At 37.1% G+C, this 12,145-nt stretch carries 12 protein-coding genes and 1 tRNA gene; 7 read left to right on the top strand and 6 right to left on the bottom strand.

The window, feature by feature from the left end:
- Window positions 1-24 precede the first annotated feature (24 nt).
- Window positions 25-97: transfer RNA gene (locus tag AAOP42_RS17795), tRNA-Phe, on the bottom strand.
- An 86-nt stretch (window positions 98-183) separates the two neighbouring features.
- Here AAOP42_RS17795 and AAOP42_RS17790 point away from each other — a divergent pair.
- Both AAOP42_RS17790 and AAOP42_RS17785 read left to right on the top strand, forming a co-directional pair.
- Window positions 184-1,482: a 4Fe-4S dicluster domain-containing protein gene (locus AAOP42_RS17790; protein WP_349529920.1), complete on the top strand. Its 1,299-nt coding sequence runs from the start codon at window positions 184-186 to the stop codon at window positions 1,480-1,482.
- A gap of 13 nt (window positions 1,483-1,495) precedes the next feature.
- Window positions 1,496-2,284, top strand: coding sequence for a (Fe-S)-binding protein (locus AAOP42_RS17785; protein ID WP_502947675.1), 789 nt, complete (start codon window positions 1,496-1,498; stop codon window positions 2,282-2,284).
- Between the two features lie 5 nt (window positions 2,285-2,289).
- On the opposite strand, the gene AAOP42_RS17780 is transcribed toward AAOP42_RS17785, so the two are convergent.
- Genes AAOP42_RS17780 through AAOP42_RS17770 form a run of 3 tightly spaced genes read right to left on the bottom strand, consistent with a single transcriptional unit; the run spans window position 2,290 to window position 5,104 of the window.
- A complete protein-coding gene (locus AAOP42_RS17780) occupies window positions 2,290-3,303 on the bottom strand; it encodes an ABC transporter permease (protein WP_349529918.1) in 1,014 nt (337 codons plus the stop codon).
- Between the two features lie 6 nt (window positions 3,304-3,309).
- The gene (locus AAOP42_RS17775; protein ID WP_349529917.1) at window positions 3,310-4,584 is read right to left on the bottom strand and encodes an ABC transporter permease; all 1,275 of its coding nucleotides are present in this window, start codon (window positions 4,582-4,584) and stop codon (window positions 3,310-3,312) included.
- A 25-nt stretch (window positions 4,585-4,609) separates the two neighbouring features.
- Entirely contained in the window at window positions 4,610-5,104 is a 495-nt protein-coding gene (locus AAOP42_RS17770) for a tetratricopeptide repeat protein (protein WP_349529916.1), read from the bottom strand.
- Between the two features lie 210 nt (window positions 5,105-5,314).
- On the opposite strand from AAOP42_RS17770, the gene AAOP42_RS17765 reads away from it, so the two are divergent.
- The 3 genes from AAOP42_RS17765 to AAOP42_RS23810 all read left to right on the top strand — a co-directional run bounded on the left by AAOP42_RS17765 (window position 5,315) and on the right by AAOP42_RS23810 (window position 6,559).
- Window positions 5,315-6,028, top strand: coding sequence for a hypothetical protein (locus AAOP42_RS17765; RefSeq protein ID WP_349529914.1), 714 nt, complete (start codon window positions 5,315-5,317; stop codon window positions 6,026-6,028).
- Window positions 6,029-6,120: 92 nt separating this feature from the next.
- Entirely contained in the window at window positions 6,121-6,315 is a 195-nt protein-coding gene (locus AAOP42_RS17760; protein WP_349529913.1) for a hypothetical protein, read from the top strand.
- A 136-nt stretch (window positions 6,316-6,451) separates the two neighbouring features.
- Window positions 6,452-6,559: a type II toxin-antitoxin system RelE family toxin gene (locus AAOP42_RS23810; protein ID WP_502947673.1), complete on the top strand. Its 108-nt coding sequence runs from the start codon at window positions 6,452-6,454 to the stop codon at window positions 6,557-6,559.
- A gap of 16 nt (window positions 6,560-6,575) precedes the next feature.
- On the opposite strand, the gene AAOP42_RS17755 is transcribed toward AAOP42_RS23810, so the two are convergent.
- Complete coding sequence (locus AAOP42_RS17755; RefSeq protein ID WP_349529912.1) at window positions 6,576-7,682, bottom strand: fatty acid desaturase family protein; 1,107 nt, start codon at window positions 7,680-7,682, stop codon at window positions 6,576-6,578.
- Between the two features lie 196 nt (window positions 7,683-7,878).
- Here AAOP42_RS17755 and AAOP42_RS17750 point away from each other — a divergent pair, with 196 nt between their 5' ends.
- Both AAOP42_RS17750 and AAOP42_RS17745 read left to right on the top strand, forming a co-directional pair.
- Window positions 7,879-8,709: a CvfB family protein gene (locus tag AAOP42_RS17750; RefSeq protein ID WP_349529911.1), complete on the top strand. Its 831-nt coding sequence runs from the start codon at window positions 7,879-7,881 to the stop codon at window positions 8,707-8,709.
- A gap of 65 nt (window positions 8,710-8,774) precedes the next feature.
- Window positions 8,775-10,088 carry a sterol desaturase family protein gene (locus AAOP42_RS17745; RefSeq protein WP_349529910.1) on the top strand — a complete coding sequence of 438 codons (1,314 nt, stop codon included), beginning with the start codon at window positions 8,775-8,777 and terminating at the stop codon, window positions 10,086-10,088.
- 203 nt (window positions 10,089-10,291) lie between these two features.
- On the opposite strand, the gene AAOP42_RS17740 is transcribed toward AAOP42_RS17745, so the two are convergent.
- On the bottom strand, window positions 10,292-12,145 hold the full coding sequence (locus AAOP42_RS17740; RefSeq protein WP_349529909.1) for a M56 family metallopeptidase: 1,854 nt from the start codon (window positions 12,143-12,145) through the stop codon (window positions 10,292-10,294).

Here is a 12,145-nt window from a genome sequence, read left to right as displayed (position 1 = left end):
TAAAGAAAGGTCTTAAAATTATTGTGGTGATGAGTGGGCTCGAACCACCGACTCACGGATTTTCAGTCCGATGCTCTACCAACTGAGCTACATCACCCCGTTAAAGAGGTGCAAAAGTATAAATAAAAGTAATTCACGCAAAGCTTTTATTTATTATTTGATAAAGAATATTTAGATTAGAATATGAATTGGATTTCACAAGTAGCATTCATGATCATAATAGCTATTGCAGGCTATTTCCTCACTAAAAGGATCAATAGAATTAGACAAAATATTTTACTGGGAAAAGACCTGGGTAGATCCGGAAACAAAGAAGAGCGTTTGAAAACGATGCTTTTGGTAGCTTTTGGTCAGGGCAAAATGTTTAAAAAACCGATACCTGCTTTTTTGCACTTACTTATTTATGTCGGATTTTTGGTCATTAACATAGAGGTGCTGGAATTCGTGATCGATGGATTGGCTGGTACACACAGGATATTTGCCTCTTACCTTGGTGGCTTTTATACAGTTGCTTTGAATTTCTTCGAGTTTTTAGCGGTGCTGGTTACGTTTTCTTGTATTGTATTCCTTGTTAGGAGAAATATATTAAAAGTTGACCGATTGGTAAAACCTGAGATGAAAGGGTGGCCTGCGATGGATGCCAATCTTATTCTGATAATAGAAATCACCTTGATGATGGCCATTCTGAAAATGAATGCAGCAGATCAAATCCTACAAAGCAGAGGTGTTGAGGGTTATACTCAAACAGGAAGCTTTTTCTTTAGTGGCTTGCTGATCCCCATATTTTCTCATTTTGAAACTCCTTTCTTAATTTTTGTAGAGAGAGCATCCTGGTGGTTTCATATTATAGGTATCCTTGGTTTTGCGGTGTACGTGACTTACTCGAAACACCTTCATATCTTTTTGGCCTTTCCCAATACCTACTATTCTAATTTGTGGAACAAGGGTAAAATCCGAAATATGGATGAAGTAACCAATGAAGTGAAAATGATGCTCGGCATGACTACAGAAGCAGAAACTCCTCCAACGGAAGTTTCCAGATTCGGAGCAAAGGATGCCACTGACCTGACCTGGAAAAGCCTGATGGAATCCTACACATGCACTGAGTGTGGAAGGTGTACTTCCGAATGCCCTGCCAATCAAACTGGCAAGTTACTTTCTCCCAGAAAAATCATGATGGATACAAGAGACCGCATAGAAGAAATTGGCAAAGGGGAAGGTAAAGACAAAACTTTGTTGGGTGACTATATTACAAAGGAAGAAATAAATGCCTGTACCAGTTGTAATGCCTGTACGGAAGCCTGCCCGGTAAACATTGACCCATTGTCAATTATTCTGGAAATGAGAAGGTATGTTTCTATGGAAGAATCAGGGTCTCCAGCTTCCTGGAATTCAATGTTTTCAAATATAGAAACGAATTTTGCTCCTTGGAAATTCGCTCCCTCGGATAGGTTTAAGTGGAAAGAAGAACTGAACAAATAAGCTCATGGAAAAAATGGAATATAAAACCCCAACGATAGCAGAATTAGTAGCAGAGGGAAAAAGTCCGGAAGTTTTATTTTGGGTAGGATGTGCGGGTTCTTTCGACGACCGCTATAAAAAAGTAACCATTGCTTTTGCCAAGATTCTAAACCATATAGGAATCAACTTTGCAGTGTTGGGTGAGGAAGAGTCTTGTACCGGAGATCCGGCCAGAAGAGCAGGTAACGAGTTTTTGTTCCAGATGCAGGCCATGTCCAATATCCAGTTGTTGGATGCTTATAATATCAAAAAAATAGTAACCGCATGCCCTCATTGTTTTAATACAATGAAAAACGAATATCCAGACCTTGGAGGCAATTATGAAGTCATTCATCATTCGGCATTTCTTCAACAACTTATCAATGAAGGTAAGATTGTGATAGAAGGAGGAGGTGTTTTCAAAGGCCAAAAGATTACCTATCATGATTCCTGTTATCTTGGTCGTGCCAACGGGGTTTATGAAGCCCCAAGAGCGGTCTTAAAAACATTGGATGCAGATTTGGTAGAGATGAAACGCTGCAAAACCAAAGGCCTGTGCTGTGGAGCAGGAGGTGCACAAATGTTTAAAGATTCCGAAAAGGGCGATAAAGAAATAAACATTGAACGAACAGAAGAGGCATTGGCAACAGGAGCCAATGTGATTGCATCTGCTTGTCCGTTTTGTATGACAATGCTTTCAGACGGTGTGAAAAACAAAGAGCAGGAAGAACAAGTCAAAGTGAAAGATCTGGCAGAGTTGATTGCCGAAGCAAAGCAGTTGTAAAATATTTATTGCCTATTCACCATTTTTCCTGCTCTGTGAAACGATAGTATGGTAATTAAAATGGTCATTCCTGGAAATAGAGCAGTCCACCAGCTGGCTGAATTATATTTGAAACCAGTCAATATTTTCCCCCAGGAAATAATCTCGCCAGGAAGTCCGATACCAATAAATGACAAGGTTGATTCTATTACCAATAGTGCTGATGCGAAAAAGACAAAATCGACTATGGCAGGACTTATGGCATTGGGAATTGCGTGTTTCCACAGGATTTGATACCATGGAATTCCTGACAATTTGAGGGAATGCATAAAATCCATTTCTCGAATTTTCAGCATTTCAGACCGGGTCAACAAAGCCGTTTTGGGCCATGAGGTAATACCAATGATTGCCACAAGAGAATAGACTGAAGGAGAAAATACTCCGGACAATGCCAGTAACAAAAAATAGGTCGGAATGGCGAATAATATCTCTATCCATTTCATATTAATAAAATCGACTGGAATGGATAACGACCGTTTCAATACAGGAATTTTTTTCAAGAGGAAATTCAGTAATTTCCAAAGTAACAGAAAGATGATAATAAAAAAGACCAGAATTAGAGAACCTGAACTGGTCTCCATTTTTCGAGAGAGGTTTAGATAATGAATGGCAAAAGGAAAAAGGACTAATAAAACAAACAAATTACTTCTGCTTGTTTTCAGTTTGTCATCCCCATAAAAACCGGATAGTACGCCAACTGCCACTCCGATAATTGAAGCCAATAGCGCAGAGCACAAACTTATGGCAATAGAAAACTTTGTGCCGCTCAACAACATGGCAAAAACATCTTTACCCAAATGATCACTGCCCAGAAGATATGTGCCACTCAATGATGGGGCAACATTGGTATGATCCAAATGAAGATTTGTATCCAATCCCAGTATGCCTAATATTGGGTTTGAAAACACACACAAAATGAGAACAATAGTCAGGTAAACTATTGTGGTATAATTGAAAAATATGCTTGCGATCTTTCCCATTTGCGACTAAAATTTAATAGATGGATTGATCAAATAGCTGGCTACATCACTCAGAAGTGTTAATATCATCTTAATAAAAATCAGGTATAAGATGATGGCTGATATGACAGGTAAATCATTAGCTAAAACCGAATCTGCCATCAACATACCAATGCCGTTGATGGAAAAAACCAACTCTACTACAAAAGCACCTCCGAAAGCATACGCCAGATAATCGAAAAAAAGTATGACGATAGGAAGTGCCGCATTTGGCAAAATGTGTTTTGTGAAAATCACTTTTTCAGATAATCCTTTGGCAATAGCTGTTTTTACAAAAGGTTCATTTTTCGATTTTAGAATGGTTTGCTGGATTTGTTTACTGACATAAGGTACAGATGCCAAAACCAAAGTAAAGATGGGCAAACCGTATCGGGAAAGTGTGTCCAAAAATGAGTTCGAACCAAAGCTCATGGTTGAGTAACCCATACCCAGGTATGCGGACAGCAGTATGAATATAATTGAAAGCCAAATCAATGGGATGGCATCTATCACATACAGTGCATTTGACATTATTGAATTTAGTTTGCCTTTTTTGATTGAAAGATAGAGGCCTGTGAAAATAGAAATCGAAAAAATAAAGAAGACCGCAGGTATCGTAAAGATAAGAGTATTAGCCAGTGCTTTGTTGAGTTTCGTTGCTATAGGCTGGTTGTCCAATGTGGAGTTTCCAAAATCAAATTTTAGCAAATCACTTAACCAAGCATGAAATCTATTTTGCGCAAAATGGAATTCAAAACGTGGAATTAAAATTTTATGGAAATGATCATGCTTACTGTATTCTAAAAATGCTTGATTCAGTGTTGGGAATGTTGAAACCGCACTTTCAATCTCCAATTGTGCATTTGCTCTAAAGATTTGATCCAGATCATTGTTGCCGGTTTCTTTGATTTTTTGTGTTAAAAGTTCTACAAAATTTTGCGCTCCTAGAGTATTTCCATTGCGGAGGCAAAGCGTTTCCAAAAGATCACGTTCGTAGTAGTTACATATACTTCCAATGTCTTTGGGAATAGCAGCTGATGTAATGGAAAAATAGAAAACAGGCCAGTCCAGGTGTAAATCCTTTCTCCGTTCACAGTTGATTTTTTCGATCCTTTGCTGATCTGTGAAATCCAAATGGGAGCCGTTTTGATATTCTAAAGGATCGGGATTCCATGAAGACTCGAAGACAATAAAAACCAAAAGAACTGCCAGCAAGGCAAATGGAATTATCGTGATTAGTCTTTTGAGAATATAAACACCCATCTTTATATTTTAGCTTTAGAGCTATCTATTTACACAGTTGTTCTATGAGTTGGTCGGCTATACCCAGGCCTTTTACCTTTGCCGTTTTCCAATCCTCACATGCACCTTTAGTATCTCCCGCATCATATTTTGCAGAGCCACGATTCATATATATTTCCACCATCTCAGGATTAAGCTCAATGGCTCTATCGAAATCTTTAATCGCCAGCGAATCATTTCCCTGAGAAAAGAAGGAAAAACCCCTTTGGTTATATGCTTCGGGATATTCATTATCTATTTCAATGGCCAAATTATAATCAGCAATCGCTTTTACATCATTGCCTGTTTCTGAAAAACAAATGCCCCTGAACAGGAAAAATTCAGCATTGGATGATTGTGATTCTTCTATCTTGTTAAACAAATCCAGGGCTTTTTCATAATCGCCTTTATCGTAAGCTTTAAAAGCCTTTTCAAAACCTTTATCCTCTTGGGCAACTGATAATATTGGAAGCAGAAAAAATAAAATGAGGTATTTATACATAAAAATGGAGTTAAGTCTGATCATGTATGAATTTCTTATAACAACGTTCAAATATTGGATTAGTCACAACAAAACCCAACTATCTCCGAATATAAGAAAAAACTGACTCAGGAGATTTGAATTGCTGAAAAACTGATTTACATTCAATTTATATGTCAATAAAGACAAGGCTATTTTTATAGAATGAGCTTTAGTAAAAAAACCATTTTCATGATAACTTTTAAAACCATTGCTATTACTCTTGTCATTTGGGTTGGAATTCACCCGAATGTGCTAATGAGTCAAAATATCAATACGATTCTTGAAAAACATTTTAAATCCTGGGGACAGGAGCAGGTGTCTTCGATTCGTTCTATGCAGTTGGTTGTTACGGAAATTAAAGGACTTAGTGACCAGAGAAAATATGAAGTAACAAGGAAACGACCGAATAAAGTAAGAATGGATGGCAAATGGCAGGAACATCAATTTATCTATTCCTTTGATGGTGCAGAATATTGGTGTATCACAAACACCGGACAACAGGAAATGACTCCATCAGAAATTTCAAAACTGGTGAACTCTCCAAATATTGACAGTCCTTTATATATCGCTCAAAAAGACAGCTTAGAAATGGTCTATATTGGTGAGCAAACCTCTGATGAAGAACTATATTTAGTAATCCAGGTAAACACTATGGAGAGTAGGCTTACCTATTATTATATCAATCCGGTTTCCTTCCAAGTCTTTAAAACGATAGAAAAAGATAAAGGGAACGAAAGATATGTATATCAGGAAGCTTTTTTCAAAAACTATAAACCGCTCAGTGGCATAAACATCCCCATGGAATATGAAATAAGAAGCAAAGGAAAAACCACCAATGTAATCATCAACGAAATAGTACTGGGTCTTGGAATACCAAATAGTTTTTTTAAGAAACCACAATAAGTGGCGAACCCTATTTAGGTAAACAAAACTCAATAACAAAACTCGAATGAGTATTGAAATTAGTATTTTTACTATCTAAAATTACAACAATCATGAAAGGAGTAACATTTATCAAAGACGAAACGCACAACAAACGGTTTGTGCAAATAGATATAGATCATCTTGAAACTCATCAAGACAAAGTAGAGGATTTACTGGATGTGATCATAGCTGAAAGTAGAAAGGACGATGATGAACTTAGCTGGGAAGAACTGAAAAACCAATTAAAAGCTTCAGGTAAGTTATAATGTATCAAATTACATTTAAGAAGAAAGCAGCAAAGGAAATGCTGAAATTACCTTCTTCGATGCTACCCAAAATAGTTAATTCTATAGACAATTTATCGGAAAATCCACGACCTAGTTAAGAGGTAGTGATGAAGATTTGTGGAGAATTCGAACAGGAAATTACAGAGTTATATATTCTATTAAAGATTCAATAAGAATTGTAAACATTCGAAAAGTGGGGCACAGAAAAGACATCTACAACTAATCAGTGACCGCTGCTTTTAAGCTTTCACTTCTGCCAATTGATAAGATCCCAGTCTTTTTAACATTTTGATATGATTCCACAAAGCAGACACGAATGTAGGTTGTGAACGATAGGGAAGATTAAACTCCAAAGCAGTCTTTTTCACAATCTTAGAAATATTTTTGTAATGAACATGGCAAATGTTTGGAAAAAGATGATGTTCAATCTGATAGTTCAGGCCTCCTATAAACCATGATAAAATATTGCTTTTAGGTGAATAGTTGGCTGTAGTAAGTATTTGATGAATTGCCCAATTGTTTTCCAATGAACCACTTTCGTTGATTTCAGGGTACTCCATATCTGGCATCACATGTGCCAATTGAAAAATGCAGGATAGTATAATACCACAAATAAAATGCAGACTAAAAAAACCTAAAAGTACCTGCCACCATGGTACAGGAAGAAAAATCAGGGGCAATACCAGAATATAGCCATAATAGAATTTTTTCCAGGCGATCAATTCTATCAGTAACTTGTTAATATTCCCATAGTTGATATTGAGACCTAGTTTTCGGTATTTGTATAAAGATGAAAAGTCTTTGGCTGTTACCCAAAACAAGGTCATTACTCCATAAAAAAACCAGGCATAAATGTGTTGAAGTTTATAAATTTTATACCATTTCTGATGCGGAGAAAAACGCATTACACCACTAGGATCAATGTCTTCATCCATACCGTCCACATTAGTATAAGTATGATGTAAGACATTGTGCTGAATTTTCCAATTTGTACTACTTGCCCCTACTAAGTCAGAGCAAATACCCATTAGTTTGTTTACCACTTTGTTTTTAGAGTAAGCTCCGTGATTTGCGTCATGCATGATGGACATTCCTATTCCGGCCATTCCGGCTCCCATCAGCAACCACATACTATAAATAGCGAGAGGTGAACTGACAACACCACTGATCATCAAAATATAAGGGCCAAAAAAGAGCGACAACATGAAAACGGACTTCACCACCATTTTGGCATTTCCGTAGCGTGAAATATTTTTTGTTTTGAAATAATCCGACACGCGGGTACGTAGAGTCTTTATAAACTCAACGTCCTGATGGTTTGCAAAACTAATTTTTTCTAATTTCATAGCTGTTTTTAAGAAAGTACTTAACGGAAAAATGAACGCAAATGCCCTAAAACTAAATGCCGCAACTTCAAATTTAGCACATTCTGTTTTATTGAGCTACAAGAAGTGCAATTTACATCATAAACTGTCTCAATTATAGTCAGGTGAAAACGACAAATGTTAAAATGTTGGTATTAATTAACATAACTTTGTATCAATGATCCATGTAGGCAAAGACAATACACTCGAAGTATTAAGGCATGTAGAATTTGGTTTCTACCTGGGAGACGATGAAGACAATGATGTGTTGCTCCCTCAAAAGTATGCACCAGAAAATCTGGGAGTGGGAGACTCCATTGAGGTCTTTATATATAAGGATTCTGAGGACAGAATTATTGCCACAACATTAGTACCATTTGCCAAAACAGATGAATTTGCCTATTTGCAGGTAAAGGATGTGAATAGCATGGGTGCTTTTTTGGATTGGGGATTGGAAAAGGATTTGATGCTTCCATACAGGGAACAATCGGGTGTAATTAAGGCAGGTAGCTGGGTATTTGTCTTTGTGTATTTCGATCCCAGAACTGAGCGAATAGCCGCTTCTATGAAGATTACCGAATTTGCCGAAAAAGACGACATTCAGTTGGAAGAAGGCCAACAAGTAGATTTACTGATCTGCAAAAAAACAGACATAGGATACAATGTAATCATTGACCACTTATATGAGGGTCTGATTTACGACAATGAAATATTCAAGAACATAGCTCCGGGAGATAAAACCACTGGCTTTGTAAAAAAAGTTCGTCCGGATAAAAAAATTGACATAATCCTGGAAAAACAAGGTTATGAAAATGTAGAGCCTAACGCACAGATTATTCTTGAAAACCTGAAATTTAACGGTGGGTTTTTAGCATTGAATGACAAATCCAATCCGGATGACATCAAAGAGCAATTGGGAATGAGTAAAAAACTCTTCAAAAAAGCGATTGGAGGATTATACAAACAAAAAGCCATTCGTATAGAAGAAGACGGGATTTACTCTACCTGAGTAAAAGCAATTGACAATATCATACCAATACGCTAAATTACTAATTCAACAACATTTCACCCCGTATGGAAGCATACGCCAAAGTTCTATTGATTGCCATTCCGGCATTTCTGGTGCTGGTCATTATAGAATTTGTATATGGCTGGATGATAAAAAAGCAAACACTCAGAAGCTTTGATACTATTTCCAGTTTAAGTTCCGGTGTTACCAATACCATTAAAAATGTATTGGGGCTGACAGTGGTAGTCATTGGCTATTCCTGGTTGGTTGAACATTTTCAGATCGTTCAGATCAAAGGAACATTTCTGGTTTATGTCTTGAGTTTTATAGCCATAGATTTTGCCGGCTATTGTATGCACAGGCTGTCTCATTTCATGAATTATTTTTGGAACTACCATGTCATCCACCATAGTTCGGAAGAATTTAACCTGCCGTGTGCGTTGCGGCAGTCCATCTCCGATACACTTTCTATTTATGCCATATTTCTTATTCCGGCGGCATTAATCGGTTTACCTCCGAAAGTCATTGCCACTATTTCTCCCATCCATTTGTTCTTACAGTTTTGGTACCATACGAGGCACATCCCTAAACTCGGAATACTGGAGTATATCTTAGTTACCCCGTCGATACACCGGGTACACCATGCCATCAATAAGGAATACCTTGATAAAAATTTATCACAAATCTTTATAATTTGGGATAGGCTGTTCGGTACTTATCAAGAAGAGTTGGATGAAGTGCCTTGTGTCTATGGCGTTAAAAAACCAGCAAGAACATGGAATCCAATCATCATCAATTTTCAACATCTCTGGCTGCTGATTCAAGATGCCTGGCGGGCAAAAAGCTATTGGGACAAAATGCGACTATGGTTTATGCCTACAGGATGGAGACCGGAAGATGTCAGGGACAAATATCCCATTGAGATTATTGACGACCCATCAACTCAGGTGAAATATGACACAGCAGCATCCACTTCGCTTCAGGTTTGGTCATGGGTTCAATTTACTATCACCCTGCTATTGATGCTGCACATGCTTGTCGTTTTGCCTGACTTGAAATTGGCAAATCTCTATTTGTATGGAACCTTCCTGTTCCTAACCATTTTTTCTTTTACCACACTCATGGACAGAAAACCTGCTGCAGTTTTTACTGAAAGTATTAAAAGTGTGTTTGGTTTGGCTATAATATGGTTTTACGGAAGCTGGTTTAGTATTGAAAATCTATTGCCATTCGGTACCTATTTCATGGTGTTTTATCATGTCTTTTCTGTGTTGGCAGTAGTCTGGTTTGTGAAGTTTGAAATCAACCAATCTTCAAGTGATGTTGAGAAGTCAATACAGCCAATGAAAACCCTCCAAGAGGTATCTACAAATGATTGATACTGTAGACTTATCCGCTCAATATTATCCAAACAACTCATGGAGGGCTTATCGGATAACACCATCAAAATGAAATGATCAATCTTTTTTCGTTCAATGCATATTTAAAGTCCATCTTTTTGGATATGGTTTGCAGCACTCAAAACACCAAGATTAGCAGTCGATTTCAATAGATATTCCATGTTTTAAGTTTTTTTGCCTAATTATTTCTTTTCAATATCTGCTTTGTTCCTTTTGGTACTGACCCTTACTTCGGTAAATTGAGTGACTGGAGCCATGTTTATATTTGGGGATAAGTAATAAGTTTCCATTTCAACCTTTTCAAGGTTTTCATATTCATCAAGGACATTACTGGTTGTAGGCAGGCCATCAATAAAGTATTTTGCTGGGAATGGAAGTCGCTCTATTTGTCCACGAAAATTTTTGATCCTAGCTTCGTTAAGCTGATTATATGTGACTGAAGATTTGTAGTCTTTCCAGCTTTCAGGATATTCATTAAATGGAAGGCTTCTTTTTTCTTCGGACTTCAAATTGATGTATACAGTCATTGTCTTATTTCCGTCTGAATCCGTTGATAAGCTTTCTCTAATTTCTTGAATATGCAATGGGTTTAGAGGAAAAAGGTTTTGTTTCTTTATCGTTTCAGAAGGAGTTTCATCAATGAGAAATTTATATTTTACGTCCCCTACTTCGTTTGAAGATGAATTCTCCAGATCAAGAGTTTCAAAATCTTTTTTAGTAATTCCATATAAATATACTTCTGCCTTTTTCTTAAATTCCTTAATTAGAATTTGAGTCGCAGGTTCCCTATGAAGCCTGCCTACACCTACTTCTTCATTAGTCTTTTTAAAATAAATAGGATAAATGCCCTTGTCTTTTACCTCATTCCCAGCATTTATACTGAGTTTACTTCCTCCGGAGTAAAAGGTAGCGACTAGGGAACTGATTTCAAGGTGATCATTGAATTTCAATTCGTCAAATACCAGTTTTACCTCTAGTTGTTCTGCCAAATCCTCTTTAAGCTGTGTCAACTCTTCCACTGTTGCTTTTGGACCGACAATAAAATGATATTCCTCAAAATTTTCGATCTTATCTTCCCATGTTTCAGAAGTGATTTCTTGTTCTATACCATCATTAAAAAATGAAGTCAACACAAAAAGCGGTATCAATATCAAGGCATATCGAATTGCAGCAATCTTGCGGTTTTGCTTTTTGTTCATCATGACTATTCGTTTTTTGATCAGTGAACTGGCAAAGCAATTTGTCAAAGGTACTGGTTGCATGTTCAAGATCGTATTGACAAGGCAGTGTTGATATTCCTGTTTGTCGTGCCCGGTTTTTACTATATGGCTGTCGGTCAGGTACTCCAAATTTTCTTTTACCATTCGGTTATACAGCCAGGCAAAAGGATTGAACCAGTGTATCACTTTGACCATCTCGGCTATGAAGATGTCATAGGTGTGTCCATTTCTTTGATGTATTTTTTCATGTGATAAAATAAGATCCAACTCGGGGTGGGTCAAAAAACTAGACGGGATTACTATTCTATTGAAAAAACAAAAAGGAGGCACTTCGGTCATAGAAGTGTAAAATGGAGTAGAATGTCGTCCTTCTATTTTATGGGCTGAAGAAAAAAATCTAAACAACGAAATCCATTGTATCACAAAGCGTGTAAGAAAAAAAGTCAACCCTATCAAATAGACCAAAGCAGCATAATCCCAGATACTGTATTGCGATAAGTAGGATTGGCTTTCTTCAATTTCTATGGGTGTCGGCTTATTTATGGTTGATTCTGAACTACTAGTGATTACAGCTTCGGTGAAAAAACTATTATCTTCATATGTATAAGTATCTTGGACTTTGAAATAATCAAAAGACACGTATTTTGTAGGGTCAAAAGGCAAGTCATAATTAACCAGCGGCAAGGTTAATGTCAGTATAAAAACTGCGCCCAGCAGAAACCTGTTCATCTTATGGAAAGTCAGGTTTTTGACTAATAAACAGTAAAACAAAGTCAAAGCTCCAAGGCAAGCGGTCGATTTGAATAGATATTCCAT

This window comes from Reichenbachiella sp. MALMAid0571 (genome assembly GCF_040151475.1).
Classification (GTDB): Bacteria; Bacteroidota; Bacteroidia; order Cytophagales; family Cyclobacteriaceae; genus CAXBNB01.
Note: the sequence above shows the minus strand (reverse complement) of the source record. Positions and strands in the feature narration are given on the sequence as shown.

What these genes read in the sequence shown, in the direction of transcription:
- AAOP42_RS17790 (WP_349529920.1), top strand. Translation starts at nt 184, where the DNA reads ATGAATTGGATTTCACAAGTAGCATTCATGATCATAATAGCTATTGCA.
- AAOP42_RS17785 (WP_502947675.1), top strand. Translation starts at nt 1,496, where the DNA reads ATGGAATATAAAACCCCAACGATAGCAGAATTAGTAGCAGAGGGAAAA.
- AAOP42_RS17780 (WP_349529918.1), bottom strand. Translation starts at nt 3,303, where the DNA reads ATGGGAAAGATCGCAAGCATATTTTTCAATTATACCACAATAGTTTAC.
- AAOP42_RS17775 (WP_349529917.1), bottom strand. Translation starts at nt 4,584, where the DNA reads ATGGGTGTTTATATTCTCAAAAGACTAATCACGATAATTCCATTTGCC.
- AAOP42_RS17770 (WP_349529916.1), bottom strand. Translation starts at nt 5,104, where the DNA reads ATGTATAAATACCTCATTTTATTTTTTCTGCTTCCAATATTATCAGTT.
- AAOP42_RS17765 (WP_349529914.1), top strand. Translation starts at nt 5,315, where the DNA reads ATGATAACTTTTAAAACCATTGCTATTACTCTTGTCATTTGGGTTGGA.
- AAOP42_RS17760 (WP_349529913.1), top strand. Translation starts at nt 6,121, where the DNA reads ATGAAAGGAGTAACATTTATCAAAGACGAAACGCACAACAAACGGTTT.
- AAOP42_RS17755 (WP_349529912.1), bottom strand. Translation starts at nt 7,682, where the DNA reads ATGAAATTAGAAAAAATTAGTTTTGCAAACCATCAGGACGTTGAGTTT.
- AAOP42_RS17750 (WP_349529911.1), top strand. Translation starts at nt 7,879, where the DNA reads ATGATCCATGTAGGCAAAGACAATACACTCGAAGTATTAAGGCATGTA.
- AAOP42_RS17745 (WP_349529910.1), top strand. Translation starts at nt 8,775, where the DNA reads ATGGAAGCATACGCCAAAGTTCTATTGATTGCCATTCCGGCATTTCTG.
- AAOP42_RS17740 (WP_349529909.1), bottom strand. Translation starts at nt 12,145, where the DNA reads ATGGAATATCTATTCAAATCGACCGCTTGCCTTGGAGCTTTGACTTTG.